Genomic DNA, 20,142 nt, shown 5'->3' on the forward strand with positions numbered 1-20,142 from the left:
TTGGATAACATCACGGATCTCTGGCAACAGGCATTATCCGAAATCGAAAAAAAATTAAGTAAGCCGAGTTTCGAAACTTGGTTAAAGTCCACTTCTGCTAACAGAATGGACGGCGACACCATTATTATTACTGCCCCCAACGAGTTCGCTAGAGACTGGCTCGAATCTAGATACTCAAGTTTAATAACGGAAACGTTACTTGAGTTAACAGGCAGTGAACTCAAAGCAAAGTTCATTATTCCCCAGAATCAGTCCGATACTGATTTGGATCTTGAACAGTCTATGAAGAAAAAACCAAAAGCAAATCCCGCTCAGGAAGAACATCCGCAGAGCGTGCTTAATTCCAAATATACGTTTGATACTTTCGTTATTGGATCCGGGAACCGTTTTGCTCATGCAGCTTCCCTAGCAGTGGCTGAAGCGCCAGCCAAAGCTTATAATCCCTTATTTATTTACGGGGGGGTTGGCCTAGGAAAAACACACTTGATGCATGCAATTGGTCACTATGTCATTGAGCATAATCCGAATGCAAAAGTGGTGTATTTATCATCCGAGAAGTTTACTAATGAGTTTATTAACTCCATTCGCGATAATAAGACCGTTAATTTTCGCAATAAATATCGAAATGTAGACGTGCTATTGATTGATGATATTCAATTTCTAGCTGGTAAAGAACAAACCCAAGAGGAATTCTTCCACACATTTAATGCGCTTCATGAAGAAAGTAAGCAAATTGTGATTTCAAGTGATCGACCACCTAAGGAAATACCAACGCTAGAGGACAGGCTACGATCACGTTTCGAATGGGGATTAATTACTGATATTACGCCTCCTGATCTTGAAACAAGGATTGCGATTCTTAGAAAGAAAGCGAAAGCTGAAGGCCTAGATATCCCAAATGAAGTGATGCTCTATATCGCTAACCAGATTGATACGAACATACGTGAACTAGAAGGTGCTCTTATTCGAGTGGTGGCCTATTCTTCACTAATTAATCAAGACATGAATGCGGACTTAGCAGCTGAAGCTCTAAAAAATATTATTCCATCATCTAAACCTAGAGTCATCACCATCCATGATATTCAAAATGTTATAGGTGATCACTTCTCAGTAAAACTAGAAGACTTTGCGGCTAAAAAGAGAACGAAATCAGTCGCTTTCCCACGTCAAATTGCGATGTATCTATCAAGAGAACTGACCGATTTTTCTCTTCCGAAGATTGGGGAAGAATTTGGAGGCCGTGATCACACAACTGTGATCCACGCTCATGAGAAGATTTCAAAACTAGTGGATTCTGATCAAGCATTTCAGAAGAAACTGCAAGATATAGTAGAGCAGCTGAAAAATGGTTAGTCACCTTTTTTGTGGATATTAGTTGATATAGTGTGTACAATTATCCAGAGTTACTAACACACTATCCACAGGTGGATAACTTACGTGATATAGGTTCACTAACACTTATCCACACATTCACAGCCCCTACTAGTAAGACTACGACTTTTTTAAGTAATAAATATATAATCAGGGTCATTTATTTAGGAGGTAAATTATGCGTTTCAAAATCGAGAGAGATTATCTAGTATCAAGCGTATCTGATGTCATGAAAGCAGTATCTTCAAGAACAACGATACCGATACTGACTGGTATTAAAATCGTGGCAAGTGATGAAGGTGTAACATTAACAGGCTCTGACTCAGATATTTCAATCGAGTGTTTCATTCCCGCAGAGGAAAATAATAAACAAATTGTTGAAATCTCTCAGATGGGAAGTATTGTTCTTCAAGCACGTTTCTTCTCTGATATCGTTAAAAAACTACCAGGTGATCAAGTAGAAATTGAAGTTCACGATAGCTTAACAACGAGAATCCGTTCTGGATCTTCAGAGTTTAACCTTAACGGTCTAGATCCTGAAGAATATCCACGTCTACCAGAAGTAGAATCCAAAGAAGGATTTCAAATTCAAGCAGATCTCCTAAAAAACATTATTAGACAGACGGTATTTGCTGTTTCTACTTCAGAAACTAGACCGGTGTTGACAGGTGTAAACTGGAAGCTTGAGAATGGCGAATTAAACTGTACTGCGACAGATAGTCACCGACTTGCTCTCAGGACAGTGCAGGTTGAACCTAATGGTAATGACCTTTCATTCTCAAATGTCGTTATCCCAGGAAAGAGTTTAAGTGAACTTTCTAAAATTATTGATGATAACGAAGAACTTGTAGATATTACGGTTACAGAGAATCAAATTCTATTTAAATCAAATCACATTCTCTTTTTCTCAAGACTTCTTGACGGAAACTATCCTGATACAAGTCGACTTATACCTAACGAAAGTAAAACAAACGTAACGGTATCAGCAAAAGAACTATTACAAGCAATTGATCGAGCTTCAGTTCTTGCACGAGAAGGAAGGAATAACGTAGTCAAGCTCGCAAGCATAGAGGAATCAACGTTAGAAATTTCCTCAAACTCTCCTGAAATCGGTAAAGTTATTGAACAGGTACAATCTCAATTCTTTGATGGAGAAGAGCTTAAGATTTCTTTTAGTGCTAAATACATGATGGATGCGTTGAGATCGATGGATTCCAATGAAGTGAATATTAGCTTTACTGGTGCGATGCGTCCATTCTTAATCAAGCCTATTGAAGGAGCTGCTATTATGCAGTTAATTCTACCGGTACGAACTTATTAATTTTAGTTAAAATTCATGCAAAAATATTGAGCTGCTGAGAAGAATTCTTCCAGCGGCTTTCTCTTTTTTCTTGCCATTGTGAAATTTCCACTCTATAAGTCATGCGTTTTAGTTAAAAAAGAGTTATAATAAACTATTGTCATCCTTCAAACTCGTCATCGTTGAATGGAGTAGAAGGAAAATGAGGTGAACGAAGATGAATGAAATCAAATTAATTAAAGAATACATCACTCTTGGCCAACTTCTTCAAGAAGCTGGAGTGATTAATACAGGCGGAATGGCAAAGTGGTTTCTGTCAGAGTACGAGGTCTATGTAAACGGAGAATTAGATGACCGACGTGGCAGAAAACTCTACAATCAGGATAAAGTGATGATTCCTGGAGTCGGGGAGTTTGTTGTATCTAGCTGAATGGGGGTTTCCCGTTGCATCTAAACACATTGAAAGTAACGAATTATCGAAATTACACGAAGCAAGAACTGCAGTTTGAAAATAACGTGAACGTTTTTCTCGGTGAAAATGCTCAGGGGAAAACAAACATCATGGAAGCTATCTATGTACTAGCTATGGCGAGATCCCATCGTACACCAAGAGATAAAGAATTAATCAATTGGGACGAGGAATATGCTAAAATAGAAGGTAGAATAGAAAAACGAAATGGTCCCCTCTCCCTCCAACTGGTTATTTCCCAAAAAGGTAAGAAAGCCAAACTAAATCAATTGGAACAGCAGAAACTGAGCAACTACATTGGTGCACTGAATGTTGTCATGTTTGCACCAGAGGATCTCAATCTGGTTAAAGGCAATCCTGGCGTTCGCAGAAGATTCATCGATATTGAAATTGGCCAGGTACAACCAGTCTATCTCTATTATCTTGGTCGATATCTGAAGCTTCTTCAGCAGCGTAACAGCTTGTTAAAGACCTTGCGATATCAAAAAAATCCCGATTATGTAATGTTGGATATCCTGACCGAACAATTAATTGAAGCTGCTGCGAATATTTATATACGTCGAGTTCGATTTGTTCAACTCCTTCAACAATGGGCTGAACCAATTCATTATGGAATTAGTAGAGGGCTAGAAAAACTTGAAATTCACTATAATCCAACTGTAGAGGTATCAGAACCAACCGATTTGTCGAAAATAGTAGATGGATATAAGCAAAAGTTTGATAAAATTAAAGAGAGAGAAGTTGAGCGTGGTGTTACGCTAGCGGGCCCCCATAGAGATGATTTGTCGTTTTTTGTAAATGGAAAAGACGTTCAAACTTATGGATCTCAAGGGCAACAGCGTACCACGGCTTTATCACTAAAACTTGCTGAAATTGAATTGATTCATAGTGAAGTAGGCGAATATCCTTTACTTCTGCTCGATGATGTTCTGTCGGAGTTAGATGATTACAGGCAGTCTCATCTTTTAAATACAATTCAGGGGAAGGTCCAGACGTTTGTCACAACGACTAGCGTCGAAGGCATCCATCATGAAACGCTTGAGAAAGCGACGACTTTTCAAGTCCAAGATGGACTAATCGAAAAGGTGAAATGAGGTGAAGTGGTGTTTATACACTTAGGAGAGGACGTAGTTGTTCAATCGAGAGATGTTGTTGGCATCTTTGATTGGCAAGTTATGGAGGAAGCGGAGATTACGAATGAATTCTTGCACCGCCATCAAAAAGATAAGCTAGTAGAAGATATTGGTGGTGATTTAACGAAATCAATCGTTATCACAACTGATACGGTCTATCTGTCCCCTTTATCTTCACTTACACTAAAAAGACGTGCTTACACAGTATCGGATAGTGTAGAAGTAACATCGAATGGAGAATCATCTTAAAACCAGGTTGGCTGTCAATCAGCAAGCTTAATTGAGTCTATCTTTGATAGAGAAATGTAGGTGAACAATATGACATTAGAGCAACAGTCTAATAAAGAAAGTTATGATGAAAGTCAGATTCAGGTCCTTGAGGGACTTGAGGCTGTTCGAAAACGCCCAGGGATGTACATTGGTTCCACAAGTAGCAGAGGACTCCACCATCTTGTTTGGGAAATTGTTGATAACAGTATCGATGAAGCTCTTGCAGGGTACTGTTCGCAAATTACAGTTAGTATTGAGAAAGACAATAGCATTAAAGTAGAGGATAACGGACGAGGCATTCCGGTCGGTATTCAAGAGAAAATGGGCCGCCCTGCAGTCGAAGTTATTATGACTGTGCTGCATGCCGGTGGTAAGTTTGGCGGCGGTGGATATAAAGTGTCCGGTGGACTGCACGGTGTAGGGGCATCAGTTGTAAATGCTTTGTCGTCTAAACTTGAAATTACGGTAGAACGTGAAGGCAAAGTTTATTACCAAAGCTATACACGCGGTGTACCTGATGAAGATCTTAAGGTTATTGGTGATAGTGATGTAACGGGGACAACTATTCACTTCATCCCTGATACCGAAATTTTTACGGAAACAATAGAATATGAATTTGATATTCTTGCTCACCGTCTAAGAGAACTTGCTTTTCTAAATCGCGGAATTAAAATTGTTGCGCAAGACAAGCGTCCTGAAGAAACAAAGCGTAATGAATATCATTACGAGGGTGGTATTAAATCATACGTTGAACATTTAAATCGTTCACGTGAAGCGCTCCACGAAGAACCAATCTTTGTAGAAGGTGAACGTGAAGGGATTTCTGTCGAGATCGCTGTTCAATACAATGATGGTTTTGCGAGTAATATCTACTCATTTGCCAATAACATCAATACGCATGAGGGTGGGAGTCATGAATACGGTTTTAAAACAGCCCTTACTCGCGTTATTAATGACTATGCACGAAAAAATAGTTTATTCCGTGAAACGGACCCTAACTTAACAGGGGATGATGTACGAGAAGGATTAACTGCAATCATTTCAATTAAACACCCTGATCCTCAATTCGAAGGTCAGACGAAAACAAAGCTTGGAAATGCAGAAGCTCGTACAATTACCGAGTCTATTTTTGGAGAAAAGTTCTCTACATTCCTTTTTGAAAATCCCCTCGTTGCTAAGCAAATAGTTGAGAAAGGTCTTATGGCCTCACGCGCTCGTGCTGCAGCAAAGAAAGCACGAGAGTTAACAAGAAGGAAAGGTGCTCTTGAAGTGAGCGCTCTCCCAGGTAAATTAGCTGATTGCTCATCTAAAGATGCTTCTATTTCTGAACTCTATATTGTTGAGGGTGACTCAGCGGGTGGATCAGCTAAACAGGGACGTGATCGTCATTTCCAAGCAATATTGCCTCTAAAAGGTAAAATTCTGAACGTCGAGAAAGCACGTTTAGATAAAATACTATCAAATAACGAAATTAGAGCGATTATCACAGCACTTGGAACAGGTATAGGTGAAGATTTTGATTTATCAAAAGCTCGCTACCACAAATTAATTATCATGACTGATGCGGATGTTGATGGAGCCCACATTCGAACGCTTCTATTAACATTTTTCTATCGCTATATGCGTCCGTTGATTGAAAATGGCTATGTTTACATTGCCCAGCCGCCACTTTATAAGATTACACAAGGAAAAAAAGTTACTTACGCTTATAATGACCGCGAGCATGATATTATTTTGAACGAGATTCCGAAAGCTCCTAAGCCCGGTATTCAGCGATACAAAGGTCTAGGTGAAATGAACCCAACTCAGCTTTGGGAAACAACGATGGATCCTGAGTCGCGTACAGTACTGCAAGTTGAACTACAAGATGCGATCGAAGCGGATGAAGTCTTTGATATGTTAATGGGAGATCGTGTTGAACCGAGACGGAACTTTATTCAAGACAACGCCCATTATGTAAAGAATCTAGATGTTTAAGAAATAAACTGAAGGGGGGAATCCCCCCTTTTCTGCTGTTCAAGGGTTAATAAGGCAATACAGCTAAATGTTATGAGATGAACAAGAGTATAATTGGAGGTTTTCCGTATGTCTGATATGGAAAGATCGAGAGTTAAGGAAATAAATATTAGTCAGGAAATGCGCACCTCCTTCATGGATTATGCGATGAGCGTTATTGTAAGTCGAGCTCTTCCTGATGTACGAGATGGTTTAAAACCAGTGCATCGCCGTATTTTGTATGCCATGAATGACCTGGGTATGACTTCTGATAAAGCTTACAAGAAGTCTGCGCGTATTGTTGGAGAAGTAATTGGTAAGTACCATCCACACGGTGATTCAGCTGTATATGACACAATGGTGCGCATGGCTCAGGACTTTAGCTATCGTAATATGTTAATAGATGGCCATGGTAACTTTGGTTCTATTGACGGAGATTCAGCAGCTGCAATGCGTTACACTGAGGCGAGAATGTCTAAAATCGCTATGGAAATGGTGCGAGACATTAACAAAGACACAATAGACTACCAGGACAACTATGATGGCTCTGAACAAGAACCAATTGTTCTCCCTGCAAGGTTTCCTAACTTACTAGTAAACGGAGCTTCAGGTATCGCTGTAGGAATGGCTACGAATATACCACCGCATAACCTTGGGGAAGTCATTGAAGGGATTTTGGAACTTAGTAAGAATCCAGAGATTTCGATACCTGAATTAATGGAGTTTATTCCAGGACCAGATTTCCCGACTGCAGCTGAGATTCTTGGACGTGAGGGTATTCGCAAAGCTTATATGACTGGTAGAGGATCAATTATCCAGCGGGCAAAAGCTGAAATCGAAGAATTTAGCAATGGTAAAAAGACGATCATTGTATCTGAACTTCCTTATCAGGTTAATAAAGCACGTCTTGTCGAAAAAATCGCAGAGCTTGTTCGCGATAAAAAGATAGAGGGTATCACAGATCTTCGCGATGAATCTGACCGCACGGGAATGCGTGTTGTCATTGAGGTACGTAAAGATGCAAATGCGAATGTTCTCCTAAATAACTTATATAAACAAACTGCACTTCAAACTAGCTTTGGGATTAACACGCTTGCTCTAGTAGATGGACAACCCAAAGTATTAACGCTAAAAGAATGTCTTGAGCATTATCTAGAGCATCAAAAGGTTGTTATTAGAAGAAGAACGCAGTTTGAGCTAAACAAAGCGGAAGCAAGAGCACATATATTAGAAGGTTTGCGAATTGCACTTGATCATTTAGATGAAGTGATTAAATTAATTCGAGCTTCTGAAACAACAGATATTGCTAGAGAAGGCCTTATGACAAAGTTCTCGCTTAGCTATGATCAGTCTCAGGCGATCCTTGATATGCGACTTCAGCGTTTAACTGGTCTAGAACGTGATAAAATTGAATCAGAATATCAAGAATTAATGAAGCGTATCGCTGAACTAAAAGCGATCCTTGCTGATGAAGAGAAAGTTCTTGAAATCATTCGCGAAGAGCTAGCAGAAGTAAAAGAAAGATTCGCGGACAAACGTCGTACCGAAATAACGGTTGGCTTTGATATGATCGAGGATGAAGATTTAATTCCTAAACAAAATATTGTTATTACCCTCACACATAAGGGGTATATCAAGCGTCTGCCAATCGATACGTATCGTAGTCAAAAGCGCGGTGGTCGTGGAATTCAGGGGATGGGTACAAATGATGGTGACTTTGTTGAACACCTATTCACTACTCTGACGCATAATACGATTCTTTTCTTTACGAATAAAGGGAAGGTCTACAGACTTAAAGGGTATGAAGTACCTGAGCTTAGTCGAACAGCGAAAGGGATTCCAATTATTAATCTCCTTCAAATAGAAAAAGATGAATATATCACTGCAATTATTCCTATAGAAGAGTTTGTTGATGATTGGTTCGTTTTCTTTGCGACGAAGCAGGGTGTTGTTAAACGCTCTCCATTATCTGCCTTTGCGAATATTCGAAAGGGTGGGCTCATTGCCATCAACTTTAAAGAAGACGATGAGCTAATGGGCGTTCGTCTAACGAATGGATCGAAAGAGCTTATTATGGGAACGAAACAAGGAATGGCGATTCGCTTTCATGAAGAAGACGTTAGATCTATGGGTCGAACAGCTACTGGTGTTAAGGGGATCACCCTTCAGGAGAACGATCAAGTTGTCGGTATAGGCATTCTAGATGAAAACCAGGATGTACTTATTGTGACTGATAAAGGATTCGGTAAACGAACACCTGTTGAAGAGTATCGCGTGCAAACAAGAGGCGGTAAAGGTATCAAGACGTGTAACCTTACTGAACGTAATGGTGTGTTAACAGCTCTCAAGACTGTCACGCTTGATGAAGAATGTATGATTATTACTGAGAGTGGCGTCATTATTCGTATTGATGTACAGGATATTTCTCAAACCGGAAGAAACACGCAAGGTGTGAGATTGATCCGTATCTCTGAAGGTGACTCTGTCGCAACGGTTGCGAAGGTAGAGATCAATGAAGAGGGTATCGAAGGTGAGGACATCGAAGATACAGAACCTACTATTGAAGTAAGTGCGGAAGAAATCATTGATGTTGATGCTGAAGAGATCATCGAGAATGATGATAACGACGATTCAAAGCCTGAAGAAGAGTAACAAGTTAGAAGAAGAGGAGAAATCCTCTTCTTTTTTTATTTTTCTATTGCAATACTGATAAGCAGATGATAAGATGTAATTCCGTCGCTTTGACGGGGTCTCCAAAACCTTCTAAAATTGGTTTTAAAAAACTTATAAAAAAGTGTTGACGAGATAACGCATTACATGATATATTATTTAAGTCGCCGATAAACAACGGCGAAAACGAAAGAAACAAATCGATCTTTGAAAACTGAACGAAACGCCATGTAAGTAGTTGTTTCTACGGAAACAAAACATTGTTTTAAAGCTAGATTAAGCTTTCTATCGGAGAGTTTGATCCTGGCTCAGGACGAACGCTGGCGGCGTGCCTAATACATGCAAGTCGAGCGAAGAGATGGGAGCTTGCTCCCTGATCTTAGCGGCGGACGGGTGAGTAACACGTGGGCAACCTGCCCTGCAGACTGGGATAACTCCGGGAAACCGGAGCTAATACCGGGTAATACATCGCACCGCATGGTGCAATGTTGAAAGTTGGCTTTCGAGCTAACACTGCAGGATGGGCCCGCGGCGCATTAGCTAGTTGGTAAGGTAATGGCTTACCAAGGCGACGATGCGTAGCCGACCTGAGAGGGTGATCGGCCACACTGGGACTGAGACACGGCCCAGACTCCTACGGGAGGCAGCAGTAGGGAATCTTCCGCAATGGACGAAAGTCTGACGGAGCAACGCCGCGTGAGTGACGAAGGCCTTCGGGTCGTAAAGCTCTGTTGTTAGGGAAGAACAAGTACCGTTCGAATAGGGCGGTACCTTGACGGTACCTAACCAGAAAGCCACGGCTAACTACGTGCCAGCAGCCGCGGTAATACGTAGGTGGCAAGCGTTGTCCGGAATTATTGGGCGTAAAGCGCGCGCAGGCGGTCTTTTAAGTCTGATGTGAAAGCCCACGGCTCAACCGTGGAGGGTCATTGGAAACTGGAGGACTTGAGTGCAGAAGAGGAGAGTGGAATTCCACGTGTAGCGGTGAAATGCGTAGATATGTGGAGGAACACCAGTGGCGAAGGCGGCTCTCTGGTCTGTAACTGACGCTGAGGCGCGAAAGCGTGGGGAGCAAACAGGATTAGATACCCTGGTAGTCCACGCCGTAAACGATGAGTGCTAGGTGTTGGGGGGTTCCACCCTCAGTGCTGAAGTTAACACATTAAGCACTCCGCCTGGGGAGTACGACCGCAAGGTTGAAACTCAAAGGAATTGACGGGGGCCCGCACAAGCAGTGGAGCATGTGGTTTAATTCGAAGCAACGCGAAGAACCTTACCAGGTCTTGACATCCTCTGACAATCCTGGAGACAGGACGTTCCCCTTCGGGGGACAGAGTGACAGGTGGTGCATGGTTGTCGTCAGCTCGTGTCGTGAGATGTTGGGTTAAGTCCCGCAACGAGCGCAACCCTTGATCTTAGTTGCCAGCATTTAGTTGGGCACTCTAAGGTGACTGCCGGTGACAAACCGGAGGAAGGTGGGGATGACGTCAAATCATCATGCCCCTTATGACCTGGGCTACACACGTGCTACAATGGACGGTACAAAGGGCAGCAACACCGCGAGGTGAAGCGAATCCCATAAAGCCGTTCTCAGTTCGGATTGCAGGCTGCAACTCGCCTGCATGAAGCCGGAATTGCTAGTAATCGCGGATCAGCATGCCGCGGTGAATACGTTCCCGGGCCTTGTACACACCGCCCGTCACACCACGAGAGTTTGTAACACCCGAAGTCGGTGGGGTAACCTTTATGGAGCCAGCCGCCGAAGGTGGGACAAATGATTGGGGTGAAGTCGTAACAAGGTAGCCGTATCGGAAGGTGCGGCTGGATCACCTCCTTTCTATGGAGAATTACGAAGGTAACTTACGTTACCAACCTTACATGAGCGTTTCGTTTAGTTTTGAAAGAATGATTTATTCTTTCAAACCAGGTGAAGTGATGAAGCTTAGGCGGATTTAAGTAGTAGCCTTGTTCCTTGAAAACTAGATAGCACAAACAACGACATCCAATAATTATTTTTTATGCAATAACTTAGTAATAACTGATGCGTTATGGCAGCAATGCCTAACAAATCGAAGGTTAAGCTACTAAGGGCGCACGGTGGATGCCTTGGCACTAGAAGCCTAAGAAGGACGGGACGAACACCGATATGCTTCGGGGAGCTGTAAGTACGCTTTGATCCGGAGATTTCCGAATGGGGGAACCCACCATCTTTAATAGGATGGTATCCATTTCTGAATACATAGGGAATGGAAGGCAGACCCGGGGAACTGAAACATCTCATTACCCGGAGGAAGAGAAAGCAAACGCGATTTCCTGAGTAGCGGCGAGCGAAACGGAATCAGCCCAAACCAGAGGGCTTGCCCTCTGGGGTTGTAGGACGTCTCTTTGGAGTTACAAAGGCACGGATAGACGAAGCGACCTGGAAAGGTCCATCAGAGAAGGTAACAATCCTGTAGTCAAAATCCGATGCCCTCCGAGACGGATCCTGAGTACGGCGGGACACGTGAAACCCCGTCGGAATCCGGGAGGACCATCTCCCAAGGCTAAATACTCTCTAGTGACCGATAGTGAACCAGTACCGTGAGGGAAAGGTGAAAAGCACCCCGGAAGGGGAGTGAAAAAGAACCTGAAACCGTGTGCCTACAACTAGTTGGAGCCCGTTAATGGGTGACAGCGTGCCTTTTGTAGAATGAACCGGCGAGTTACGATCCCGTGCAAGGTTAAGCTGAGAAGGCGGAGCCGCAGCGAAAGCGAGTCTGAATAGGGCGAAATAGTACGTGGTCGTAGACCCGAAACCAGGTGATCTACCCATGTCCAGGGTGAAGTTCAGGTAACACTGAATGGAGGCCCGAACCCACGCATGTTGAAAAATGCGGGGATGAGGTGTGGGTAGCGGTGAAATGCCAATCGAACCTGGAGATAGCTGGTTCTCTCCGAAATAGCTTTAGGGCTAGCCTCGCGGCAAGAATCTTGGAGGTAGAGCACTGATTGGACTAGGGGTCCTTACCGGATTACCGAATCCAGTCAAACTCCGAATGCCAACGATTTATCCGCGGGAGTCAGACTGCGAGTGATAAGATCCGTAGTCGAGAGGGAAACAGCCCAGACCACCAGCTAAGGTCCCAAAGTATACGTTAAGTGGAAAAGGATGTGGCGTTGCTTAGACAACCAGGATGTTGGCTTAGAAGCAGCCATCATTTAAAGAGTGCGTAATAGCTCACTGGTCGAGTGACGCTGCGCCGAAAATGTACCGGGGCTAAACGTATCACCGAAGCTGTGGATTGTCTTACGACAATGGTAGGAGAGCGTTCTAAGGGCTGTGAAGTCAGACCGAAAGGACTGGTGGAGCGCTTAGAAGTGAGAATGCCGGTATGAGTAGCGAAAGACAAGTGAGAATCTTGTCCGTCGAAAGCCCAAGGTTTCCTGAGGAAGGCTCGTCCGCTCAGGGTTAGTCGGGACCTAAGCCGAGGCCGAAAGGCGTAGGCGATGGATAACAGGTTGATATTCCTGTACCACCTCCTTTCCGTTTGAACGACGGGGGGACGCAGAAAGATAGGGAGAGCGCGCTGCTGGAAATGCGCGTCCAAGCGATTAGGCTGGTGAATAGGCAAATCCGTTCACCATGAAGGCTGAGTCGTGATGGCGAGGGAAATTTAGTACCGAAGTCCTTGATTCTACGCTGCCAAGAAAAGCCTCTAGTGAGGAAAAAGGTGCCCGTACCGCAAACCGACACAGGTAGGCGAGGAGAGAATCCTAAGACGATCGGGAGAACTCTCGTTAAGGAACTCGGCAAAATGACCCCGTAACTTCGGGAGAAGGGGTGCTTCCTCGGGTTTATAGCCCAGGGGAGCCGCAGTGAAAAGATCCAAGCGACTGTTTAGCAAAAACACAGGTCTCTGCAAAGCCGTAAGGCGAAGTATAGGGGCTGACACCTGCCCGGTGCTGGAAGGTTAAGAGGAGGGGTTATCCCTTACGGGAGAAGCTCTGAATCGAAGCCCCAGTAAACGGCGGCCGTAACTATAACGGTCCTAAGGTAGCGAAATTCCTTGTCGGGTAAGTTCCGACCCGCACGAAAGGTGCAACGACTTGGATACTGTCTCAACGAGAGACCCGGTGAAATTATAGTACCTGTGAAGATGCAGGTTACCCGCGACAGGACGGAAAGACCCCATGGAGCTTTACTGTAGCCTGATATTGGATTTTGGTACAGCTTGTACAGGATAGGTAGGAGCCATAGAAGTCGGACCGCCAGGTTCGATGGAGGCGTCGGTGGGATACTACCCTGGCTGTACTGACATTCTAACCCAGCACCGTGATCCGGTGCGGAGACAGTGTCAGGTGGGCAGTTTGACTGGGGCGGTCGCCTCCTAAAGTGTAACGGAGGCGCCCAAAGGTTCCCTCAGAATGGTTGGAAATCATTCGCAGAGTGTAAAGGCACAAGGGAGCTTGACTGCGAGACCTACAAGTCGAGCAGGGACGAAAGTCGGGCTTAGTGATCCGGTGGTTCCGCATGGAAGGGCCATCGCTCAACGGATAAAAGCTACCCTGGGGATAACAGGCTTATCTCCCCCAAGAGTCCACATCGACGGGGAGGTTTGGCACCTCGATGTCGGCTCATCGCATCCTGGGGCTGAAGTAGGTCCCAAGGGTTGGGCTGTTCGCCCATTAAAGCGGTACGCGAGCTGGGTTCAGAACGTCGTGAGACAGTTCGGTCCCTATCCGTCGCGGGCGCAGGAAATTTGAGAGGAGCTGTCCTTAGTACGAGAGGACCGGGATGGACACACCGCTGGTGTACCAGTTGTTCCGCCAGGAGCATAGCTGGGTAGCTACGTGTGGAAGGGATAAGTGCTGAAAGCATCTAAGCATGAAGCCCACCTCGAGATGAGATTTCCCACAGCATGAAGCTGGTAAGATCCCTTAGAGATGATGAGGTAGATAGGTTCGGGGTGGAAGCGTGGCAACACGTGGAGCTGACGAATACTAATCGATCGAGGGCTTAACCTAAACGAAAAGCGAAGTAAGCCGTTTAAATCCGACAAGCGTTGGAGGCTTTTGAGTCAGACGCGCTTTATGCGTCAGAATCAAAAGGTGAAACGATCGAGGATTTGGCTTACGTAGCTGGACATATTGGAAAGTTGTGCGTGCTATCTAGTTTTCAGGGAACACCTGAATCGTCTAGTGATGATGGCGAAGAGGTCACACCCGTTCCCATGCCGAACACGGAAGTTAAGCTCTTCAGCGCCGATGGTAGTTGGAGGATCTCCTCCTGCAAGAGTAGGACGTCGCTGGGCACAAGATGAAAGGCGAGAGACCTGAGGGTTTCTCGCCTTTTTTTGTATCTATAAAGTGAAGAAAACTCGCAAGAGAAAAAAGCTTCATGTGAGACAATCAAAACTTCTTCGAAAGCTTCGTAGGGGTGGGAGAAGCAAGAAATTCGAGGAAGCAAGCTATGTCAGACCGGAGTGGATATTCGAGAGATCCATGAGGATCTGGCATCGCGCAGCTGACGAAGAAGTTCGCCGCTTATCGCGCCCCGTATGAGAACACGGAAGTTAAGCTCGAGCGCCGATGGTAGTTGGGGGATCTCCCCCTGCAAGAGTAGGACGTCGCTGGGCAACTAAGAGAAGCGAGAGACCTGAGGGTTTCTCGCTTTTTTGTATGGTTTTTTCGGTGTGTATTACCTAGCTGAATACCTAGGTCCACCACGTTCGTCGAATAAATACGAACTACCTGTTTCAACTCCCTTTACTTTACCAACGTACTGCGATCAACTTTTACTTCTCTTATTTAAAAACTCATATAGTAAATGCGGTATTTTTTCAGAAGTTACTTCAAGAAATTGTAGAATAAAAGGTAGATCTAATGACTCCTGAGTATGAAAAAGATCTCCCCACCATTCTGTCTCGTATCGGCAAATCATACTGAGGTTATATAAAATTAGATAGTGAGCCATTACCTCAGCAATAGGATTGTACTGACTACGTTCTGCCGGGAGGTAAAGAGTATTCCTATCATATAGGAAGGGGCGTCTCTGTAAACCTGCGACGGGGTCTTCCTTGAACTGCAAAGTAATGAAATCACGATTATGAGTAAGAACTTTTAGTGAAGTATCCCCATGCTGCTGAAGGTAGGATTCAAAACGTTCTGCAGTCATATTTAACGTATCAAGAATACTTGCCTGAATAGTGAAAGAAGTGGAGGTAAGAGAAATCATTTTATAGCTCGTTACTTTACGAGTCAGCTTCTCAAATAATGGGCAAACTTCGGGTATAAGGGTAAGAAGATCTTCCATTTTATATTTCTCCCCTTCTACCTGTTTCACATGAAACATTTTCCTTGAAAAGTATTCAAAGAGTCCATTTTTTTGACCTTTTACTTCATCTTGCAAGAAAGCATAATGGCGTTTTTTTCTTTTTCGAGATGTAACGCCGTGTGCAAGAACATGTGTGTCACCCGGATAATTTGGATCAATTGTAATAAGACAAGCTTTTAACAGTTGAATCATCCCATAAAAAAGAAGGATAGGTTTTAGCTCTGCATCAGCAGTTGAAGCATGCCGATAATAGCGTTCGCCATATTCGATAAAATACATAAATCGATAACAGGAATCGTAGCTTTTACGTTCGGCATCCGGAAGTTCGATGTTAGAATAACATTCCTTTAAATATTGCTGAACATATGAGGCTGAGTGATATGCAAAGTTGTTTGAATGATAATGTCCAGAATATCCCATAGGAGCCCTCCATGTTTGATTATTCAAACTTATTCTATCTTTCTTGACAGTAGTTTAACCAATTGATAAGCTACTAATAAAATTTCGGACAATTCGATTAGAGGAGGATGAAAGGGATGTGGGAAACAAAATTCGCTAAAGAAGGGTTAACCTTCGATGATGTCTTATTAACACCAGCTTTTTCCGATGTACTACCAAGAGAAGTATCGGTGAAAACTCAATTAACGAAAGATCTTGAATTAAATGTACCGATTATTAGTGCTGGTATGGATACAGTAACTGAAGCGCCTATGGCTATTTCGATGGCAAGACAGGGTGGATTAGGTATTATTCATAAAAGCATGTCGATGGAGGAACAAGCTGAACACGTTGATCGTGTTAAACGATCTGAAAGTGGTGTTATTACTGATCCTTTCTTTCTCACACCAGAACATCAGGTATTCGATGCTGAACATCTGATGGGCAAGTATCGTATTTCCGGTGTTCCGATTGTTAATGAGGAACGCAAGCTCGTTGGTATCCTTACTAATCGTGACCTTCGTTTTATTGAAGACTACTCTATACAAATTAAAGACGTTATGACAAAAGAAAATCTTGTAACAGCTCCTGTAGGCACAACATTAAAAGAGGCTGAGCGAGTTCTTCAAAAGCATCGCATTGAAAAGCTTCCATTGGTTGATGATGATGGAACACTTAAAGGTCTTATAACAATTAAAGATATTGAGAAAGTTATTCAGTTTCCTCAGTCTGCTAAAGACAGCAGAGGCCGTCTTCTAGTTGGCGCTGCTGTAGGGAATACAACAGATGCTCTGAAGCGAGTTGAAAAACTAGTGGAGGCTGGTGTTGACGTTATTGTATTAGATTCTGCTCACGGTCATACAGAAGGCATTATGACAAAGGTGAGTGAAATCAAGAGCGCCTACCCTGATCTCCCAATTATCGCAGGTAATGTCGCAACTGCTGAGGGGACTAAAGCGTTAATTGAAGCCGGAGCCGATGTTGTGAAGGTAGGAATTGGGCCTGGTTCAATTTGTACGACTCGCGTTATTGCTGGTGTTGGTGTACCTCAAATCACAGCGGTGTATGAATGTGCAACAGAAGCACGCAAACATGGTATTAGTATTATTGCTGATGGTGGCATTAAGTTCTCTGGAGATATCGTAAAGGCGCTCGCTGCAGGTGGACACGCAGTGATGCTTGGTAGTATCCTTGCAGGTGTGGATGAAAGTCCAGGCGAACGTGAAATCTATCAGGGTCGTCAGTTTAAGGTATACCGTGGAATGGGCTCGATTGGAGCAATGGAAAAGGGAAGTAAAGATCGTTATTTCCAGGAAAATATGTCTAAACTCGTTCCTGAAGGAATTGAAGGACGTGTTCCTTACAAAGGACCACTAACTGATACAATTCATCAGTTAATCGGTGGCTTACGTTCTGGAATGGGTTACTGTGGGACAAGAACACTTAACTCACTTCGTGAAGATAGCCAGTTCGTTCGAATAACGGGTGCAGGCCTTCGCGAAAGTCATCCACACGATGTTCAGGTTACGAAAGAAGCACCAAATTACTCTGTTTAAATAGTGCTTTAGACTGAAGTTATAACAGGTGTGTGACAAAAATAGCTTAATACTTTCGAAAAGTAGATAGGGGACTTTCCTCTATCTATTTTTTTAATTTTAGGTGTGATAGAATAGCGGTTATGTGAGACTTATTTGGAGGTGTAGGGGTTGAGAAACCTTGGTTTGAAAGCCATGATCGTAACTATGGCGATGGTATTATTACTAGCAGGAACATTTGGTGGAGGCAATACTGCAGAAGCAGCAGAGGCGCCCGACATCAAAGCAGAAGCATCAATCTTAATTGATGCAAATTCAGGAAAGATTTTATATCAGAAAAATCCTGAATTAACGCTCTCACCTGCAAGTATGACAAAGATGATGTCGGAATATTTAGTACTTGAAGCAATTAATAAAAACGAAATAAGTTGGGATGAAAAAGTTACAGTAAGTGATACGATCCAAAAGCTATCACAGAACCGTTCTCTTTCAAACGTACCACTTCGTGTGGGTGAACAGTATACAGTTAAGGAATTATATGAAGCAATGGCCATTTATTCGGCAAATGCTGCCACAATGGCGCTGGCTGAGCACGTTGCTGGAACAGAAGCGAAGTTTGTCGAAATGATGAATGCAAAAGCAAAAGAAATGGGTATGAAGGAATACAAGTTTGTTAATAGTTCAGGGCTGAACAACAAAGACCTACTTGGTAATCATCCTGCTGGAGACCCTGATGAAGAGAACATGATGTCCGCTCGTTCAACTGGACTTCTTGCTTATAACCTTCTTAAAGATTTTCCTGAAGTAATAGAAACCACTAGTACTCCAGAAAAGAAATTCCGCGAAGGTACAGATGATGAAATTACAATGAAGAACTGGAACTGGCTTCTTCCTTCACTTGTATATGCTAATAAATATAAAGTAGAAGGCATAGATGGTCTCAAGACCGGCTCTACAGACCTTGCTGGATTTGCTTTTACAGGAACAGCTAAACAAGGTGATATGCGATTAATTTCTGTTGTTATGAAAACTGATTCGTATGAAGCTCGTTTTGAAGAAACAGCTAAGCTTCTGAACTATGGATTTGATCAATTCCAGTCCCAAACAATCGTTACTAAAGGTGATAAAGCTGATGGTAATTCCACGGTTAAAGTTGTCAAAGGTAAGGAGAAAGAAGTTGGGGTCGCTGCAGGAGAATCTTTCAATGCAGTAACAATGACGAATACGAAAGAACCATTTAAACTAAGCTATGAATACGATCAATCTCTTCTAACAGAAGATGGAGAACTAACTGCACCAATTAAAGAAGGCGATCAAGTTGGAAAAGTCGTCTTAAAATCAACCGGTGAAGACTTCGGTTACATAACAGGTGACAAGGGTTCTTCAGTACCTCTTGTAGCAACTGAATCTGTTGAAAAAGCAGGTTGGTTTACACTTACTATGCGAGCGATTGGTGGCTTCTTCTCTGGTGTATGGACTAGCGTAGCAGATGCTGTGAAAGGTCTGTTTTAATTAATAATATCAAGTATACTTGGAAAAAATACTCTTCGATGCGTTCATCGAGGAGTATTTTTCTAAATCTTTTATGAAATCACTGCACATGTGATAGGACAAGTCATGAAAAAATGTTACAATAAAAGCGTTTGATAGATGTCGTGTAACAAAGACGTTTCTAAGTATAGATATGGGAGGAATATAGATGAATCAACAAACAGGTACAGATCGTGTAAAACGTGGTATGGCTGAAATGCAAAAGGGCGGCGTGATTATGGACGTTGTCAATGCAGAGCAAGCTAAGATTGCAGAAGAAGCTGGTGCAGTAGCAGTAATGGCACTAGAACGAGTGCCATCTGATATTCGTGCAGCAGGCGGCGTAGCGCGTATGGCTGACCCTACAATCGTAGAGGACGTTGTGAATGCCGTATCGATTCCAGTAATGGCAAAATGCCGTATTGGTCATATTGTAGAAGCACGCGTTCTTGAATCAATGGGCGTTGACTACATTGATGAAAGTGAAGTTCTTACTCCAGTTGACGAAGAATTCCACCTTGATAAGCGCAAGTACACTGTTCCGTTTGTATGTGGAGCGCGTAACCTTGGTGAAGCACTGCGCCGCGTAGGTGAAGGTGCTGCAATGCTTCGTACGAAAGGTGAACCAGGAACAGGAAACGTTGTTGAAGCTGTACGTCATCAGCGTCTTATTCAATCCCAAATTCGTAAAATTTCAAGCATGTCTGAAGACGAACTGATGACTGAAGCGAAAAACCTTCAGGCGCCATTTGAGCTTCTTCTTCAAATTAAAAAGCTTGGACGTCTTCCGGTTGTTAACTTTGCTGCTGGTGGCATCGCAACTCCTGCAGATGCAGCACTAATGATGGAGCTTGGTTCTGACGGCGTCTTCGTTGGATCTGGAATTTTCAAATCGGATAATCCTGAGAAATTTGCTAAAGCTATTGTGGAAGCAACAACTCACTATCAGGATTATGAATTGATCGCGAATATTTCTAAGAACCTTGGTATCGCAATGCCAGGTATTGAAATTTCTTCACTTAAGCCATCAGACCGTATGCAAGAGCGCGGCTGGTAAAACATTGATTCCCCACCTGTGCAACATAAGGTGGGGTTCTTACTTAGATAAAGAGAAGGAG

General features: G+C 43.2%; 11 protein-coding genes and 3 rRNA genes. 13 read left to right on the forward strand and 1 reads right to left on the reverse strand.

Translation table 11 applies throughout. The features are described 5' to 3' along the window. The 10 genes from dnaA to rrf all read left to right on the forward strand — a co-directional run bounded on the left by dnaA (window position 1) and on the right by rrf (window position 14,499). Window positions 1-1,353 (forward strand): chromosomal replication initiator protein DnaA, encoded by a 1,353-nt coding sequence (dnaA, locus tag AC0VYV_RS00005; protein ID WP_475373167.1) that lies wholly within the window; start codon window positions 1-3, stop codon window positions 1,351-1,353. A 196-nt stretch (window positions 1,354-1,549) separates the two neighbouring features. Then, window positions 1,550-2,692: a DNA polymerase III subunit beta gene (gene dnaN / locus AC0VYV_RS00010; protein ID WP_475374334.1), complete on the forward strand. Its 1,143-nt coding sequence runs from the start codon at window positions 1,550-1,552 to the stop codon at window positions 2,690-2,692. A 196-nt stretch (window positions 2,693-2,888) separates the two neighbouring features. Next, window positions 2,889-3,101 carry a S4 domain-containing protein YaaA gene (gene yaaA / locus AC0VYV_RS00015; RefSeq protein WP_194218138.1) on the forward strand — a complete coding sequence of 71 codons (213 nt, stop codon included), beginning with the start codon at window positions 2,889-2,891 and terminating at the stop codon, window positions 3,099-3,101. A 14-nt stretch (window positions 3,102-3,115) separates the two neighbouring features. Then, window positions 3,116-4,234, forward strand: coding sequence for a DNA replication/repair protein RecF (gene recF / locus AC0VYV_RS00020; RefSeq protein WP_194218137.1), 1,119 nt, complete (start codon window positions 3,116-3,118; stop codon window positions 4,232-4,234). A 9-nt stretch (window positions 4,235-4,243) separates the two neighbouring features. Next, window positions 4,244-4,522 (forward strand): extracellular matrix regulator RemB, encoded by a 279-nt coding sequence (gene remB / locus AC0VYV_RS00025; protein ID WP_194218136.1) that lies wholly within the window; start codon window positions 4,244-4,246, stop codon window positions 4,520-4,522. Between the two features lie 69 nt (window positions 4,523-4,591). Continuing rightward, window positions 4,592-6,520: a DNA topoisomerase (ATP-hydrolyzing) subunit B gene (gyrB, locus tag AC0VYV_RS00030; RefSeq protein ID WP_194218135.1), complete on the forward strand. Its 1,929-nt coding sequence runs from the start codon at window positions 4,592-4,594 to the stop codon at window positions 6,518-6,520. A 108-nt stretch (window positions 6,521-6,628) separates the two neighbouring features. Further along, the gene (gene gyrA, locus AC0VYV_RS00035; protein WP_475366269.1) at window positions 6,629-9,190 is read left to right on the forward strand and encodes a DNA gyrase subunit A; all 2,562 of its coding nucleotides are present in this window, start codon (window positions 6,629-6,631) and stop codon (window positions 9,188-9,190) included. Between the two features lie 303 nt (window positions 9,191-9,493). Continuing rightward, window positions 9,494-11,045, forward strand: a 16S ribosomal RNA gene (locus AC0VYV_RS00040). 237 nt (window positions 11,046-11,282) lie between these two features. Beyond that, window positions 11,283-14,212: ribosomal RNA gene (locus AC0VYV_RS00045) — 23S ribosomal RNA — on the forward strand. 170 nt (window positions 14,213-14,382) lie between these two features. Next, window positions 14,383-14,499, forward strand: a 5S ribosomal RNA gene (gene rrf, locus AC0VYV_RS00050). The 16S, 23S and 5S rRNA genes sit together here, the layout of an rRNA operon. A 476-nt stretch (window positions 14,500-14,975) precedes the next feature. Here rrf and AC0VYV_RS00055 read toward each other — a convergent pair. Further along, window positions 14,976-15,941, reverse strand: coding sequence for a YaaC family protein (locus AC0VYV_RS00055; protein WP_475374335.1), 966 nt, complete (start codon window positions 15,939-15,941; stop codon window positions 14,976-14,978). 116 nt (window positions 15,942-16,057) lie between these two features. On the opposite strand from AC0VYV_RS00055, the gene guaB reads away from it, so the two are divergent. From guaB to pdxS, 3 genes are all read left to right on the forward strand, one after another. Beyond that, a complete protein-coding gene (gene guaB / locus AC0VYV_RS00060; protein ID WP_194222560.1) occupies window positions 16,058-17,515 on the forward strand; it encodes an IMP dehydrogenase in 1,458 nt (485 codons plus the stop codon). A 174-nt stretch (window positions 17,516-17,689) separates the two neighbouring features. Beyond that, entirely contained in the window at window positions 17,690-19,006 is a 1,317-nt protein-coding gene (locus AC0VYV_RS00065) for a D-alanyl-D-alanine carboxypeptidase family protein (RefSeq protein WP_475374869.1), read from the forward strand. Window positions 19,007-19,193: 187 nt separating this feature from the next. Further along, window positions 19,194-20,081 (forward strand): pyridoxal 5'-phosphate synthase lyase subunit PdxS, encoded by an 888-nt coding sequence (gene pdxS / locus AC0VYV_RS00070; RefSeq protein ID WP_475374336.1) that lies wholly within the window; start codon window positions 19,194-19,196, stop codon window positions 20,079-20,081. The last annotated feature ends 61 nt before the right edge of the window (window positions 20,082-20,142 follow it).

This window comes from Anaerobacillus sp. QJM3NY_17, assembly GCF_056173665.1.